Annotated in this window: 13 protein-coding genes; 10 read left to right on the top strand and 3 right to left on the bottom strand. The window is 67.8% G+C overall.

Going from position 1 to position 15,155, the window contains the following annotated elements; translation table 11 throughout:
* Positions 1–55: 55 nt before the first annotated feature.
* Entirely contained in the window at positions 56–1,717 is a 1,662-nt protein-coding gene (locus OG787_RS18795; protein ID WP_369034487.1) for a serine/threonine-protein kinase, read from the top strand.
* Between the two features lie 293 nt (positions 1,718–2,010).
* Here the strand turns inward: OG787_RS18795 and OG787_RS18790 are convergent, their stop codons facing one another.
* Positions 2,011–6,579, bottom strand: a complete 4,569-nt coding sequence (locus OG787_RS18790) for an FtsK/SpoIIIE domain-containing protein (RefSeq protein ID WP_405535795.1) — start codon at positions 6,577–6,579, stop codon at positions 2,011–2,013.
* 324 nt (positions 6,580–6,903) lie between these two features.
* On the opposite strand from OG787_RS18790, the gene OG787_RS18785 reads away from it, so the two are divergent.
* The gene (locus OG787_RS18785) at positions 6,904–7,203 is read left to right on the top strand and encodes a WXG100 family type VII secretion target (protein ID WP_006380729.1); all 300 of its coding nucleotides are present in this window, start codon (positions 6,904–6,906) and stop codon (positions 7,201–7,203) included.
* A 118-nt stretch (positions 7,204–7,321) separates the two neighbouring features.
* Here OG787_RS18785 and OG787_RS18780 read toward each other — a convergent pair whose 3' ends face one another.
* Complete coding sequence (locus tag OG787_RS18780; protein WP_405535794.1) at positions 7,322–8,017, bottom strand: hypothetical protein; 696 nt, start codon at positions 8,015–8,017, stop codon at positions 7,322–7,324.
* Between the two features lie 195 nt (positions 8,018–8,212).
* Between OG787_RS18780 and OG787_RS18775 the strand changes: the two genes are divergently transcribed.
* The 6 genes from OG787_RS18775 (at position 8,213) to OG787_RS18750 (ending at position 13,381) form a co-directional block, all read left to right on the top strand.
* A complete protein-coding gene (locus OG787_RS18775; protein ID WP_369033625.1) occupies positions 8,213–8,536 on the top strand; it encodes a hypothetical protein in 324 nt (107 codons plus the stop codon).
* Between the two features lie 26 nt (positions 8,537–8,562).
* On the top strand, positions 8,563–10,062 hold the full coding sequence (locus OG787_RS18770; RefSeq protein ID WP_369033624.1) for a putative T7SS-secreted protein: 1,500 nt from the start codon (positions 8,563–8,565) through the stop codon (positions 10,060–10,062).
* A 436-nt stretch (positions 10,063–10,498) separates the two neighbouring features.
* On the top strand, positions 10,499–11,434 hold the full coding sequence (locus tag OG787_RS18765; RefSeq protein WP_369033623.1) for a hypothetical protein: 936 nt from the start codon (positions 10,499–10,501) through the stop codon (positions 11,432–11,434).
* A complete protein-coding gene (locus tag OG787_RS18760; RefSeq protein ID WP_369033622.1) occupies positions 11,431–12,072 on the top strand; it encodes a hypothetical protein in 642 nt (213 codons plus the stop codon). The genes OG787_RS18765 and OG787_RS18760 overlap by 4 nt, the downstream gene beginning before the upstream one ends.
* Positions 12,069–12,662 (top strand): hypothetical protein, encoded by a 594-nt coding sequence (locus OG787_RS18755; RefSeq protein ID WP_369033621.1) that lies wholly within the window; start codon positions 12,069–12,071, stop codon positions 12,660–12,662. Before OG787_RS18760 ends, OG787_RS18755 begins: the two co-directional genes overlap by 4 nt.
* 41 nt (positions 12,663–12,703) lie before the next feature.
* Positions 12,704–13,381: a hypothetical protein gene (locus tag OG787_RS18750; protein ID WP_369033620.1), complete on the top strand. Its 678-nt coding sequence runs from the start codon at positions 12,704–12,706 to the stop codon at positions 13,379–13,381.
* A 19-nt stretch (positions 13,382–13,400) separates the two neighbouring features.
* Here OG787_RS18750 and OG787_RS18745 read toward each other — a convergent pair whose 3' ends face one another.
* Positions 13,401–13,847, bottom strand: a complete 447-nt coding sequence (locus OG787_RS18745; protein WP_369033619.1) for an ATP-binding protein — start codon at positions 13,845–13,847, stop codon at positions 13,401–13,403.
* Positions 13,848–14,082: 235 nt separating this feature from the next.
* On the opposite strand from OG787_RS18745, the gene OG787_RS18740 reads away from it, so the two are divergent.
* Both OG787_RS18740 and OG787_RS18735 read left to right on the top strand, forming a co-directional pair.
* Positions 14,083–14,934, top strand: a complete 852-nt coding sequence (locus tag OG787_RS18740) for a helix-turn-helix domain-containing protein (protein ID WP_405535793.1) — start codon at positions 14,083–14,085, stop codon at positions 14,932–14,934.
* Positions 14,931–15,146, top strand: coding sequence for a DUF397 domain-containing protein (locus tag OG787_RS18735; protein WP_405535792.1), 216 nt, complete (start codon positions 14,931–14,933; stop codon positions 15,144–15,146). The genes OG787_RS18740 and OG787_RS18735 overlap by 4 nt, the downstream gene beginning before the upstream one ends.
* Positions 15,147–15,155 lie beyond the last annotated feature (9 nt).

Below are 15,155 nucleotides of genomic sequence, written 5' to 3'. Positions count from 1 at the left end.
CTGCTGGGCAGCGTGTATGAGGGGTACGGGGGGATACGGGGGAGAGGTGGGGGTCATGCAGCCGCTGGACGTCGGTGAGTCGGCCGTGGTCGGGCCCTACCGGCTGCTGGGGCGGCTCGGTGCGGGCGGGATGGGCCGGGTCTATCTGGGGCGCAGCGCGGGCGGCCGTACCGTCGCGGTCAAGATCGTGCACCCGCATTTCGCGCTCGACGAGGAGTTCCGGGCGCGGTTCCGCCGTGAGGTCGAGGCGGCGCGCAGGGTGGGTGGTGCGTGGACGGCTCCGGTCCTGGACGCGGATCCGGACGCCCCGGTGCCATGGGTGGCGACGGCGTACGCGGCCGGCCCCTCGCTGACGGCGGCGGTCACGGAGGACGGCCCACTGCCGCTGGATTCCGTACGGGCACTGGGCGCGGGCCTCGCGGAGGCGCTGACGGCCGTACACGCGCTGAACCTGGTCCACCGGGATGTGAAGCCGTCGAACGTCCTGCTGACCCTCGACGGTCCGCTCCTCATCGACTTCGGGATCGCCCGGGCCACGGACGGCACGGCGTCGCTGACGTCGACGGGCGTCTCGGTGGGCTCGCCGGGCTACATGTCCCCGGAACAGATCCTCGGCAAGCCGGTGGAGGGAGCGGCGGACGTCTTCTCCCTGGGCGCGGTACTGGCGTACGCGGCGACGGGCAGATCCCCTTTCCCTGGCGACTCCTCAGCGGCCCTGCTGTACAAGGTCGTGCACGAGGAGCCCGAACTCGACGGCTTGGGCGGGGAGTTGCGGGAGGTGGTCGAGGGGTGCCTGGCGAAGGATCCGGCGTCCCGACCGACCCCTGGTGAGGTGGCTCGGCGGCTCGCTCCGGAAGGGGCGGCGCGGCTGGTGGCGGGCGGGTGGCTGCCGGGGGCGGTGGTGGAGCGGGTCAGCAGGGGGGCGGTGGCGTTGCTGAACCTGGAGGTCGCGGAGACGGAGGTGTCATCGGCGGGAGAGCCAGAAGGGCTGGGGGAGTTCGGGCCGCCGCCGGTGATGCCGGGCCCCAGGGACGCGGAGCCGGAACAGGAGCTTGTGGCTGCGCCGTCCGACCGTACGCCGGGCAAGGTCTCCGTGAGTGTGGCGGCGACCTCGGTGCCGGTGGCCGGCGGGCGTGGACGGAGGCTGAGCTGCACGGTCGCCCTCGCGGTGGCGGGCGCGTTGGCGGCGGTGACGGTGGGTTCGGTGTGGGTGCTCGACCTGCTGCCGGGCGGGGCCGGAAGCACAGGCAGCGAGGCGTCGGCCGACAAGGACAGCGGCCAGGCCGCGGAGCCCCCGGGTACGACGGCGGGTACGACGCCGAGCCAGGCGGCCAGTATGGTGCCGGATCCGGCGAGCGGCACGCTGACCGTGCCCACGTCCTACGTCGGCACCTGGGAGGGCCCGGCCGTCGCCCTCGGCGGCACGCTGCCGATGGGAACGTTCCGGGTGACGGTGCAACAGGCCGCCGTGGGCGCCAAGTTGGGCACCTTCCGGCAGACCGACCAGATCGGCGGCACCTGCGACGACGAACTGATCCTCAAGGAGGTCACACCGACCCACCTGGTCGTCACGTCGATCGCCGACAAGTCGAACAGGGACGTGTGCACGACGGGTTCACACCGGGTGCTGCTCACTCCGGTCGGCAACGACCTGAAGTACGAGACGGACAACCCGGAGGCGGGGGATCCGGTGGCTCGGATGTCGCGGGTGGAGTAGGCGAGCCCCAGGGTTCTGGCTCGGGCCGGGTTGTCTCGCCCCCGCCGCCCCTACCCGTTCCCATCCCTGGGGGCTGCGCCCCCAGACCCCCCTTTCGGCCTGAACGGCCTCGTCCTCAAACGCCGGACGGGCTAGATGTGGTGCCGGCCGGAGCTTGATCTTTCAGCCCGTCCGGCGTTTGAGGACAAGGCCCGTTCAGGGCCGGAGCGGGGGTCTGGGGGCGGCAGCCCCCAGAAGGATGGGACGGGTAGGGGCGGCGGGGGCGAAAACACTTACCGCCCGCACCCCCCACCTCACCCAGGAATGACGACCGTACGCAACTCCCCATCCCCCAGATGCAACATCCCCTTGCCCGGCGCGACCTGCCCACCCACCATGCTCCGGTTGATGCGCAACCCGATCAGATCCCCGCTCGACGACTCCTGCGGGGAGAGCAGGATCCCCCGTCGGCCCTTCTTCGCGTCGACCTGCCAGCCACTGAACCCGCTACAGACGTCCTCCTCGTCACCAGCGATGACCAGCCCGAGCCCCCGCTCCGCCCCCCGCGACACGATCTTCTTCATCTGGCTCGCCGCATCGCAGTCCTCCAGGATCTCCCCGTCGTCGATCAGGACGACGATCGGCTCCTCCAGCGACGCCTGGTCGATGATCTCCTCGAAGTCGTCCTCGTCGATGTCGTCGCCGGTGTACAGCTTCAACACCCCATCCGTACCGTCCAGTTGACGAAGCGGCGACTGACGCGGCGCGGCGATGACCAGACGTACACCCTGCGACAGATACGACTGCGCGAAGTTCATCAGCACCGTCGAGCGGCCCGACTTGGCCGGCCCCGCGATCACGAACGTCGGTACGCCCGCCGCGAGATCGGGCCCGAAGCCCGTGATGTCGTCGCCGCCGATGCCGACCAGGCCCCAGAGGCGCGAGCCTGACGTCTCCGGGTCGCGCATGCCCCACGCGTCCGCGAAGGAGATCCGCGAGGGGAGACTGTCCACGCGGAACGGGCGCCGGGAGCGCGGGACTTGGGCGTCCCGGGCCGCAGCCGCCTCGCCGATCGCCGTGATCGCCGCCGCCTGGCCCTGCCCCGTCGTGTCCTCCGACAGCAACGCGAACTGGGTCTCGATACCCGACTCGTTCTTGTAGCCACGGCCCGGCGGAATCTCCTCCGGAACCTTGCGGTGCGGGATACCGAGCGTCGAGAAGTCGCTGCGGTCGGCGAGCCGCAGCCCGTACTTGTCCTCGGTGAGGGTCGCGATCCGGCCGACGAGAAGGGTGCGGTCACCGGTCAGGACCAGGTGGATACCGACGCTCGCACCCTCACGCATCATCGTCGTCAACTCGTCGGTCAGCGACCCGTGATCGACCTCGCCGAGCGTGGGCACCCAGCCCTCCCACCGGTCCAGCAACACCACGATGTGCGGCAGCCGCTCCTGCTCCGCCGACGCGGCCCGCTGCTCACCGATGTCCGCGAACCCCTTCTCCGCCAACAGGTCCTGGCGGCGCGCCATCTCACCCTTCAGCCGGTTGACCAGCCGAATCACGCGCTCGGTCTGGTTACGGCTGACCACGGCACCGCAGTGCGGCAGCCGGCTCAGCGCGTTGAGCGCGCCGTTGCCGCAGTCGATGCCGTACAGGTGGACATCGGCCGTGGAGTGCGTGCGGGCCAGGGAGGCCGCGATCGTACGGAGGATCTGCGAGCGTCCGCTGCGCGGGGCGCCGCCGATCATCAGATGGCCGAAGGTGGAGAAGTCGACGACGACCGGGCGGCGCGCCTGGGCGGCCGGCAGGTCCTCGATGCCGTACGGGACGGGCGCGAGCTTGCCCGTGCCGTGGTCGGCGAAGGCCGGGACCTCGATCTCGTCGAGCAGCAGCATCTCGGAGAGCGCGGGCAGCCAGGGGCTGTGCTGGGGCGGGATACCGAGCGACCGGTTGGCGTCGCGTACGGCGTCGACGAGCACCTTGAGGTCGGTGATCTCCTCTTCCTCCCGCGCCTCGACCTTGGGCTTCTTGAGCGCGGCCCGCCCGAGATCCTCCCAGGCCAGCGGCCCCGACCAGGGCATCAGCACCGCCGGGTCCGCCGCTCCCGGGCGGCGTCCGCCGACGCGTCCGGACTGGAACGGGACGAGGGAGGCGTGGCCGAGTCGGACGTACGCGCGACCGGGGGTGTTCTTGGAGATGTGCCCGGCCTCGGGGGAGTCGATGACGTCCGACGACTCACCGCCGTCCGTCACCCGTAGCGCGATACGGAGGTTGGTGTTCGCGCGGATCTCCGGGGACACGACACCCGACGGCCGCTGGGTGGCCAGCAGCAGGTGAATGCCGAGCGAGCGGCCTCGCTGGGCGATGTTGACGAGTCCCGTGACGAAGTCCGGCAGGTCACGCACCATCGACGCGAACTCGTCGATGACGATGAGGAGTCGGGGGACGGGCGCGTGGGAGGGGTCCCGCCGCACCAGGTCCTGATAGTCCTCGATGTCCTTGGCGTCGGCGGCGGCCAGGATGTGCTCGCGGCGGTGCAACTCGGCGCCCAGCGATTCCAGGGCGCGCTCGACCAGGTGGGCGTCGAGGTCGGTCACCATGCCGACGGTGTGCGGGAGATGCACACAGTCCTTGAACGCGGCGCCACCCTTGTAGTCCACGAGCACGAACGTCATGTTCTCGGGGGTGTTGGCGACGGCCAGCGCGGCCACGATGGTCTGGAGCAGCTCCGACTTACCCGAACCGGTCGTACCCGCGATGAGCCCGTGCGGCCCGTCCTTCCGGATGTCGATACCGAAGGGCCCGTCGTACGACTCTCCGATGACCGCCATCGTCGACTGCCCGCCCATCCGCCAGCGCGCGGAGATCGCGTCGGGCGTAGGCGGCTCCAGCTGAAGCACGTCGAGCAGCCGACTCGACCCGGGCAGCGCCGAGTCCTCGGTCTCGCCGCTGATGTCGCGCAGCGCGGACAGGGACCGGGCCAGGCGCAGACACCAGGCGGCGGAGACGAAGTCGGGCCGTACGTCGGCCAGTCGCTCCGCGCTCTCCTCCTCGACGCGCAGCCGCAGCTTGTCGGCTTGGGCTCGCTGATCGGGCTCGCTGCCGGTGTTGTGCCAGGCGTGGAAGGAAGGGAACCCGCCCGCGACCTGCGGCTGAGCCTGCCCCTGGGGCTGGTACGCCTGATCGGCGTGCTCCTCGGGCTTGGGCTCCGCCACGACGAAGGCCTGGCACTCACCGGGCAGGAACCGTTCCTCGGCGTCGAGGCAGAGGGCGTACATCGCCACGTCCGGACCCTCGCGCAGCAGCTTCACCACACCCGGCAGCGACCGCAGCCGCCGAGACCCGTCCCACACCACAACGATGTCCGGGTCGCTGAACGACGCCCGCTGCCCCTTGTTCTGCTCCAGGGCCTTCTTGCGCGCGTCGAGGATCTGCGTCAGTTCGCCGATGCGCGCGCCGACGGTTTCGGCATCCGTGCCAATGAGGACGTTGACGTCCTGCCCGCCGGACGGCCTGGTGTGCGGCAGCCAGCGGACCCAGTCCCAGCTCTCCTGCGCCGTACTCTCGCTCAGCACATAGAACTGGACGTCCATGGGGCTCTGGAGGGCGGCGGTCTGGGCGATGGCCCACCGCCCGAGAGCGCGCGCCGAATCCCCAGGGCCGGCCATGCCGATAACCCCGAGGGACCGCAGCGAGAGCGCGACAGGCGCGTCCTCGATCTTCCAGGTCACCTGACGCCGGTGCTCGTCCTGTTCCGGGTCGTCGAGCACGACCTCGGACGGCATCTGCCCGGTACCGACCCGCAGCAGCAGATGGTCGCGGTCCGTGCGCCGCCGCTCCCACAGCCGCGTACGGGGCCCGGTGCCGAGGGAGAGGACGGTGGCCGGGTCGGGAATGGCATGCCGCCGATCCTGCCTCTCGGCCACCAGGGCGTCCTGGGCGTCCTTCTCGATCCGCTCCTTCTGCTCCTTGTACTCCTTGACCTGCTTGGCATGGGACTTGCGCCCGTGCTTCTTGTCCATGAAGTAGTTGGCGAAGAGCATGATCGGGCTGAGGCCCGCCATGATCAGGTAGTACCAGCGCCCGAAGATGGCCACGGCCACGATCGCCCCGACGAGCGGCGTCAGCGCCATCAGCCAGGGCAGCGGCCGGGCCTCGAAGTCGCGCGGCGGCGACGGCAGCCGGAACTTGGTCTGCCGGTCGGGGGCGCGAAGGCGGGGCGGCCGGTTGTAGTCGAGTCCGACTCCGTCCTCGGACCACTTGAGGGCGGCGTTGGGCGGGGTGTAGCGGGCGAGTTCGACGAGGGAGTTGCCGATGGAGATCTGGCCGCCGAGGGGCCAGGAGTCACCGTCGATGTCGGCGACCGCCTTGCCGTCAAGAGTGACGCTTTCCTTGTCCCCATGGACGGCGACCTGGCAGGTGCCATCGGTTGCAACTGACAACGTGAGGGCGCGGGCGTCGACCTCGGGATCGTCGATCCTGATGTACGAGGCGGGCCCGCTGCCGATGTCGTACCGCCCGACCCCGAGCCGGTGCACGAACCCGGCGACGGGCCCGCCGACGACCCGCAGTTCGACGAGCCCGGTCGGCTCCCCGGGCAGACACCCGGCCGGATCCTGAAGGCTGACGACGGCACCTTCGCGCAACGGCGACCCGACGACGTTGGAGCTCGGATCGACGGCGTACCCATCGACATACACAAGGGGGGAGTTGTTGGCGGGCACCTGTCCGTGATGCCCGAGCGGAATGATCTGGGCACCGCTGTGACCGACCTGCTTGGCCAGTTCCTGTGCGATGTCCCCGACGGTGGACTCGGGATCCGCGTCGAGCACGACGTCGGCGGTGCCCCCGCCGAACGGATCGACGACGGTCAGAGTCAGGCGCACGGTTGTCCTCCCCAACGGCCCCCGTGGCCGCTTCCGCATCGCCGGCCACCGTAGGGAGTGACGATATCCGCTCGGTATGACAGAAGGGCAACGGGTAGGGATCGGGCTCTTCCCTATGGTGAATCGGTGACGGAACGGTGTTGAACAGTCTTGTTCCAGAACCGAGATGTCTCCACTCGTGCCACACCCGTAAGCTGCTGCCTCAAGAACGGACGATCACACCGGTCTGCGCCTTTGTGGTCGGTCGGTTGGATCGGTTGGATCGGTTGGAACAGGGAAGCCACGGGGGTTGGCCCTGCGGCACTTTCACGAGGGAGCGGCTTCATGGCCAAGGACCTTGATGTCACATATCAGGACATGCGGGATGCTGCCAAGCATGTCGTGAAGGAGAAGGAAAAGCTCCAGGAGAAGCTGGACGGCCTGCGCAAGTACATCGCGAACCTGGTCGAGTCCGGCTACGTCACGAAGAGCTCGTCGAAGGCCTTCGACGAGAACTTCGAGGAGTTCACGCGCGGCGCCAAGGACACGCTGGACGGTCTGGACGGCATGGGCGACTACCTGACCATGGCCGCGGACAAGTTCGAGCAGATCGACGAGGAACTGGCGAAGTCGGCGAAGAAGTAGCCGAGGGCCGGTCGGTCGGCGAGTCAGGCCCTGCGAGGCGCCCGCCCGGTGCGACAGCGCACGCTGTGAACGCACCGGGCGGCGCCCGGTCTTCGTCCCGGTCCTGGTCCCGGCCCCGTCAGCTGTCGGGGCGGGATCCGTCAGCGAGGGGATGCCGGAGCGCGTACATGTGAAGCTCGCTACGCAGCTCTTCCGTCTCGACTCGCAGCCAGGATCCGTCACGGAAACGGATCAGCAGCATCCTCGTCTCGAACTCACCGGAGAACGGGTCGACGAGGGTCGCTTCGGTGGCGGACAGTCGGGCGACGATCTGCATGTGCTTCTCCCGCCCCACACTGACCCGCTGCGGCGGAGCCGCCAGGACGATCCCGTCCTCGGTGGCGAGCAGCAGTCGCTGGTGGTGGGTGGAGTGGCTGTACCAACGCAGCAGGAACTGACCGGCGTCGGCGCCCCAGTTCCCGTCGAAGACCTTGTCGAGGCCTTGTTGGGCGATGGTGGCGTCCCGGCGCTTCTCGTCATCCTTCTTGGCTTGCCACCGCTCCTTTTCTTCCTTGGTGTCAAGGGATCGCATGACTGCTGCTTCCATTTTCGCCAGCAGCTCGAAGAACGCGATGACGGGTATGAAAGGGGCACCGAGCACCGCACCGACCATGCCCAACGGGCGCATTCTGGCGGGGCGGAGGCGGGGGGTGGCCGTGAGCACGTCAGCCGGGGGCTGCGGGATCTTGTCGATCCAGCACCATTCGGCTGCTTCGACTTCGGCCTGGATGCCGAGGCGGTCCGTAAACAGGCGCTGCTTGCCTCTGCGTGTCACGTTGAGGGTCTCCTTGCCGACGTGGACGGGCTGCCCACCGTCACGATCCTGTTGTCGCGCAGGCCTGGGAACCAACAGTCCCACCCGTAAGATCCTGCTCATATGGATGGCTGAGAGACGCACGCGACGCAGCCATGGAGGACGCGGGAAGTCGGCTCCGGTCGCGCTCCGCGAGGCTTCTCAACAGGGGGAACCATGTCGGACCAGACTGCCGATGTCACGCGCATCAAGGAGAGCGCACGATCACTCTCCAAGATCCACCGGGAGTTCACCCGGAACGCGAATCCGGCTGACGGTCTCGGTGTCGATGTGATCGGCGACCGGAGTCTGGTCGAGACCTTCGACGACTTCGGCGACAACTGGAAGATCCATCGAGAGCGACTCACGGACGAGATCGAGAAGCTCTCGAAGATTCTCTCCACTGCGGCTCAGGCCTACGAGGACATCGATCACCAGCTCGCAGAGGCCCTTCGCAGCACGGACAAGCAGGGTAAGAGCGGTAGCGGGGGTGCGAAGTGACGCGCCCTCGGGCTGATGAGTGGACGGTGATCGGGGAGTCGTCGGACCCGCTTCCCGGCGATCCGGAGCAAGTCGCCGGCCTTGGCCGCGACTTCCGTAGGACCGCAGAAGCGATCAAGAAGCAGGCGGACGAGATCAAGGCGCTCTCGTCTGTCGCTGCCTGGACGGGCAAAACGGCTGACGAGTTCCGTGGGCAGGCCGAAGAGGCCGAGGGAAAACTGAGGAAGGCTTTCAAGCGATACGACGCGGCGGCGGACGCTCTCGGTGAGAAGGTGATGGAGGGCGGCTCCTCGAAGGAGTACGCCTCGGAGCTGCATCGCGCACAGACGATGGCGGACAAGGCGCTCCGTGACGCCCAGGACGCGGACGCGGACCAGAAGGCGAACACCGGCGCGATCGACGGGCTGCCCAAGGACACGGCGGAGGACGACCCCGACCGCAAGAAGCTGGAGAAGCGCCAGGAGGCGGCGACTTCGGCGATGGAGCGGGCGAAGAGGGACCTCGAAGCGGCCAAGGATGTCCGCGATGCGGCGGTCAAGCGTGCGCGTGAGGCCATTCGGACCGCGATCGACAACGACGGTCTGAAGGACGGCACCTGGGACAAGTTCAAGGACTGGGTGCACGACAATGCCGGCTGGATCAAGCAGTTGGTCGACGTTCTTGGCTGGGTGGCGACCATCTGCGGGACTCTGTCCCTATTGGTCGGTTGGATTCCTATCGTTGGCCAGGCGCTTGCGGCGGTTCTTGGCACGATCGCACTGATCGCCACAGTTATCTCCCTGGTCGGCCACATCGTGCTAGCCCTTGCGGGGGAGGGGAGTTGGTTCGACGTCGCGCTGGACGTCGTGGGGCTGGCCACATTCGGTATCGGTCGCGGGGCCATCGCCGGGGCACGGGGAGCCGCGGCGGGAGCGAAGGGTGTCGCTCGCTCGACTGCGTTCCGAAACGCCATGGTGGGGGTGACCGCGAAGCGGGGGACTGCCGCGTACAACAAGGCAGTTCAAGCGGCGTGGAAGGAAGCAAACCGGCTGAGTGGTGGCGCATTGCGCGGCAAGGCGGGTGCGGAAGCGATCGCCAATGCTCCCAAGGGATGGTTCCCGGGCGCGGGGCGGCTGGCCGAGGCGTTCAGTCCCAAGGCTATCGGCAAGGAAATGGTCGACAGTTTCAAAGATCTCAAGGCGTTCAGGGATGCTGGAGATCTCTTCAAGGCGGATACCTGGTCCGCGGCGCGGGATCTTGGTGTGCGCTTCAGAGTCGGCGATGCCGGGCTCGACTCGCTGAAGAAAGATATCGGCGATATCGGTGATTCCGTCCGATCTGCCGATGCGGTTTCGGATCTGTCCGACACCTTCAAAGCGCAGACACGAATCTGGCAAGGAGCGACGGCTATAGCCTCGGCTACGGACGGCTTGGACAAGGGTCCGATTGTGGGCGGGATCGCTGGCCTCTTCGGCGTCGACGGACTGGATGACGGCCTCTGGTCGGCGACTGGGATCAAGGATGCGTGGACGACAAGTGATGGCTGAGCAGTTGGAGAGCACCACGGCACCACGAGAGCCGGTGTTGCGGCCGAAGAGCATGCGTGGCCCAGGCCTCGACATCGTACGCAACGCACGCGTCTATGCGGACGGAAAGAGTCTGGTCGTACGGAATCGGCGCGGGCGTGAACGCCGGTACTCCGTTGGAGACGGGGGAATCCGGAAAGCCGTCTTCTTCCCGCCGGCCAATGTCCTGGGAACCGCCATGAAGCGGCCTGCGACACGGTGGGGAGTAGTTGTCTTCCAGGATTCCGAAGGGCGCTATGTGCTTCGGGTTCCGCTCGCACAGTGGCTTCCCGAGGCGACGGAGTTGGGGACGGCGGACCTGAGTCCGCAGGACTGCCTCAGCCGTACCGGACTGAGACAACTCTCGGACCGTCTCGGAATTCCCCTGTCGGAGAGCCCGCAGCCTTGGGGGCGAGAAGTGATCGAAAGCCCCGGAGGGGGTGACTACGACTCGGCGATCGAATCCGATGTGCCCGTCTGGAACGGCTGGGCCCGAGGTATCGGCATCGCAGGATGGTTCATCACTCTGGTCCTCGCCTTCAGTGTGGACAGCATCGGCAGTTTGGGCCTAGTCGTAGCGGCGGGCGCACTTTTCCTGTTGCCCGGCAGTGATGCGGTTGTCTGCGCTCTCGCCTGGTGGCGCAAGAGTAGGGACACGCGACTCGCCGATGCCGTTGTCATCACCCCTTCCCCTGAATCGGGTGCTGTTGCGACTCGCCGGTTCTTGGAGACCGCGGCTGTGCGGGTACTGCCCGGCGAGGTGGTGCTGACCAACACCGTGGGTGAGGAACGGTGGTACGCGCGGCGCGGAGCGCATGGCATCGCGCAGCTGGTACGGCTGACAGATCCGAAGACAGGCGCCCGCTTGGGTGTGGAACTGCGGGACGACAACCGGCAGGCACGCGTGCTGTTGCCGTGGCGGTGGTGGTTCGCGGGCCAGGACGGTGACCGACGCTGGGCCGAGCTTGTGGCTGCCCTGGAACTCCCGGTTTCCGATGAGAAGTTCAGGCATGCGTCAAAGACGGGAAGCAAGGACGGCCCGGACCTCTGGTATCGAGCCCATGAACTCGCGAGCGACGCAAGGAAGATGTCGCCGATGGAGGGCAAGGCCGCACGCAGGGCGACCAGTTGGGACGAGTCGGTGGCCGGAGGCAGCGAGGTGATCTTGCTCCCCATCTTCAGCGCGCTCCTGCTGGGGGGTCTCTTCTCCGACAGGGGGCCGGCTCAGGTTGCGGGAGTCTTCTCTGCTCTGACCATTGTCGGCGCGCTGGGCCCGGCTATCGCCAACCAGCTTGCCAGCCGCCTCACCCAGGACCGTCCCCATGTCTCGCCCCGTGTCTCGGAGACATCATGACCTTGACGCCCCAGAGCGATCCCATGCCGCCTGCGGACTATCAACTGCTGCTACCAGAAGGCTGGTTCAGGGTTCATATCGATCCGGAACGACGCGAGCGGTCTGTGGATGCCCTCGTGGAGAGGCAGTTCAACGGGATCGACAACGCGCCCCAGATCAAGGCGCAGGTCAGACAGGAACTGATCGACCAGGCGACCAAAGCCTTCGACGAAGGCGGCATCGAGCTCTACCTCAGCCTCCAGCAGGCAGGCCCGCTCACGGTCCCGGCTTCGCTGCTGATCGCGTTGGGCCTCCCTCCCCAGGGAGGGCGTCTTCCGGCCCTGGACGACATCGCCGGTCGACTGGCTGCCGAAGGGAATGACAGCCGGGAGGTGTCGGTCGTCGAGCTGGCGGCAGGACCGGCCCTGCGCGTCCGCGAGGAATATGCCCCGACTCGCGACCGCCCACCCACAGCAGAGACGCAGAAGGAAGCCGACTACGCGCTGCCGTCCGTAACGCTGGACTATCAGGTGCAGGTACCGAGGGCCCAGGCGATCCTGCTCCTCACCTTCTCCACCCCACTGGTCCAGATCGCCGATGCCATGGTCGACCTCTTCGACGCGGTCGCCGGATCTCTCAGTTGGACGGACGCGGCATGAGTGAGCTTCGCGAATGCGGAATCGTCTGCCCCACGGACTGGGTGGAGCTCGCGATCGAGCCGACCGACAACGTCAAGCGCTGGGCCAGGAGTACGGCTGCCGATCTTCGGGAGCGGAGCAGGGCAGCGGGACACGAGATCGACGCGAAGGCCCTGGAGAAGGATCTCCGAAGGCAGACCGAGGACAGCCGACGACGCGACCCCTTCTACGCCTTCGCCCTCTACCCGGACGGCTTCGACAACGCGTTGGGCACCCTGGAGATCGACCTCATCCATCCCGACGCTTCGGTGCCCCGGATCACCCTGGACTGGCTGGCCGAGACCTTCAGCGCCCACGACTTCGGGCCGCCACTGATCACCCGTACGGACGTGCCCATCGGGCCCGCTGTCCGCATCCGGCAGAACTTCGCCGCGGGCGGCGCCTCACCCGGCGGCCCCGGCATCCTGCTGGAGACGCTCATGTACGGAGTGCTGCCGACCGGTGCCGAGAGCGCGGTGGTCTTCCTCATGTCCTGGACCGTGCCGGGAATCGCCGAGGAGATGGAGCAGGCCGCAGCCGACATGGTCAAGACGCTGTCTGTGGCGTTCTGAACCGACCGTCGATGGGTCTGTTCCACATACAGGGGGAGAACATGACAGCGAACATGTCGCGGACCGAGGTACAGCCAGGGCCTGTGGAGAAGGTTTCCTGGCGACGGGTCGCAATGATCCGCTGGTCGCTCTGTGCCCTCGTGTGTGCCGGCGGCTCCGCGGGACTGGGCTGGCTCGTCCCCGCAGCACCTCTGCCGAACCCCTTCGGCGCTGCGGCACTGCTGCTGGCCTGGCTCGTGCTGCCGCTTGCGACCGTACTGGTACCCCTGTTCTGGCTGCGCCGGGTTCCGCGCAAGCAGCGAAAGGTCGCGTGGCAGTTTCTCGTGCCCGTGATCGCGGGGGTGGTCCTGGGCGTGCTCGGCAACCAGGCGGGCGATCAGGCCGCTCTGGCGGACCGCGGCCGGTGGACCGAGGCCGTGGTCGTACACAAGGAACAGCGCAAGACCGACCAGTGCACGATGCGAGCGTCCGGCGGGCGTGAGATCTCGCCCTCGCTGTCGGAGGGAGACGGCTGCGGAGAGTGGGTGTCGGAGGGGGACACCCTGCGCGTCCGGTACGACCCCGAGGGCGTCGCGAGCCCGGTCGAGGACGTGGACACGACCTCGTACGGGATGCCGCTCGCGTATCTCATCGTGGCGGCCGTGGTGATGGGTACGTGGGGTGGCGTACGGCAGAGCCGATGGGACCGGGAGTACGACGCCGGGGGCGGGCAGGGCTGACGCGTCTGCGATCAGCACGTCACGCTGCGACGAGGTCGCCCCATACGTACTTGCCCCTGATGCCGCTCCTGCTGAGCGGCTGCCAGCCCCACAGGTCGGCGCAGGAACTGACCAGGGCCAGCCCGCGCCCCGCCTCCAGGTGCGTGAGCTGCGTCAACTCCCCTGCCGGAGGTGGCGGGTTGGGCGGCTCGGGGTCGGCGTCCCACGCTCCGACCCTCAGGAAGCCGTCCCGCATCCGCAGGCGCAGGGCGACGGGCCCTTTCGTATGCCGTACGGCGTTGCTGACCAGCTCGGTCGCGAGGAGTTCGGCGACATCGGTGAGTCGGATCAGGCCGTGCATCGTGAGGACGAGGCGGACGGTACGGCGGCAGACGGTGACCGCGCGGAGGTCGTGGGGGATGTGGAGGACGTACTCCCAGGGTTCGTTCGCGGTGGGGGCGAGGGCGTTTCCTTCGGTTTCGGGCATGGGTGAACTCCTTTTGTGGGGAGGGGAGTTAAGGCTGGGCCGACGGGTGTCGGGCGGTGGCAGTGCCGCAGCCGTCGTGGCAGGACGGAGTGGTGCGCTTCCGGAGGTCCCGGGTCCGCAGGGTGTGCGTTGCGTCACCGAGAGTAGAGACCAAAATTGGTCTCACGCAACTCGTTGCCGTAATCTGCCCTCGAACGAGGCCACCGTCCAAAGCCGTTGGAACGAGGAGAAGCCCATGGCAAGGAGGCGGCAACCCACCGCCCGTCAGATGCGCCTCGGTGCTGAGCTGCAGAAACTGCGCGAGGCCGCGGGGCTCAAGGGGCGCGAGGCCGCTGCGGCCTTGGGGACGGACTCGGCGCGGTTGAGTCAGATCGAGTCCGGGGTCGTGGGTATGAGTGAGGACACCGTGCGCCGCCTTGCCGCCAACTACGTCTGTACGGATGAGGAGTTGACGGAGGCGCTGGTGGCGATGGCGACCGACCGGACACGCGGTTGGTGGGAGAAATACCAGGGCCTGCTACCGGTCTCGTTCCTGGACATCGCCGAGTTGGAACACCACGCCACGTACCGCTTCGACATCGAGTTCCTGCATGTCCCTGGCCTCTTTCAGACGGAGGCCTACGCTCGCGGCGTCTTCTCGTACCGTGTACCCGAACTCCCCGACAGCGACCTCGCGTTGCGCGTCAGTCACCGCATGGAGCGCAAGGCGGTCATCACGGGCCCCAGCCCCGTCCCGTACGAAGCCGTGATCCATGAGGCTGCTCTGCGTATCAGGGTCGGCGACCGGGTCACCGCGCGCGCCCAGTTCGCCAGCATCCTGGAACTTTCCGAGGCGGACCACATCACCGTGCGCGTCATCCCCTTCGACCTGGACGACTTCGGCGGAGCCTGGAGCACGATGACGTACGCGGGTGGCGTCGTACCCAAACTGGACACCGCACTTCGCGACACGGCTCACGGCACGGCCTTCATCGACTCCGAGGCCCAACTCGCCGCTTTTCGAACGCTCTTCCGTAAGGTGGAGGCTGTGTCACTCGAACCGGCAGGTTCGCGTGACTTCATCCACAGGCTGGCGAAGGAACTGTGAGGCGTGCCGTGCCCACCCCAGACATCTGGCAGAAGTCGTCTTACTCCGGCGGTGCCGACGGCAACAACTGCGTGGAGATAGCCCCCCGCCCCACGCAAGTAGCCATACGTGACTCAAAAGCCCCGGACGACGCCACACTCACCGTCCCCCTCGAAGCCTTCGCAGCGTTCGTCGAAGTACTCAAGGCCGATACCTCGCGCACGGCCGCCTGACGGCTTTCG

The sequence above is a fragment of the Streptomyces sp. NBC_00075 genome, assembly GCF_045041225.1.
GTDB lineage: Bacteria > Actinomycetota > Actinomycetes > Streptomycetales > Streptomycetaceae > Streptomyces > Streptomyces adonidis.
The sequence above is the reverse complement of the archived record's forward strand: the minus strand, read 5'-3'. Positions and strand labels throughout refer to the sequence as shown.

Coding starts and splice junctions, on each gene's coding strand:
- OG787_RS18755 (WP_369033621.1), top strand. CDS start 12,069: ATGAGTGAGCTTCGCGAATGCGGAATCGTCTGCCCCACGGACTGGGTG.
- OG787_RS18795 (WP_369034487.1), top strand. CDS start 56: ATGCAGCCGCTGGACGTCGGTGAGTCGGCCGTGGTCGGGCCCTACCGG.
- OG787_RS18750 (WP_369033620.1), top strand. CDS start 12,704: ATGACAGCGAACATGTCGCGGACCGAGGTACAGCCAGGGCCTGTGGAG.
- OG787_RS18740 (WP_405535793.1), top strand. CDS start 14,083: ATGGCAAGGAGGCGGCAACCCACCGCCCGTCAGATGCGCCTCGGTGCT.
- OG787_RS18785 (WP_006380729.1), top strand. CDS start 6,904: ATGGCCAAGGACCTTGATGTCACATATCAGGACATGCGGGATGCTGCC.
- OG787_RS18775 (WP_369033625.1), top strand. CDS start 8,213: ATGTCGGACCAGACTGCCGATGTCACGCGCATCAAGGAGAGCGCACGA.
- OG787_RS18745 (WP_369033619.1), bottom strand. CDS start 13,847: ATGCCCGAAACCGAAGGAAACGCCCTCGCCCCCACCGCGAACGAACCC.
- OG787_RS18760 (WP_369033622.1), top strand. CDS start 11,431: ATGACCTTGACGCCCCAGAGCGATCCCATGCCGCCTGCGGACTATCAA.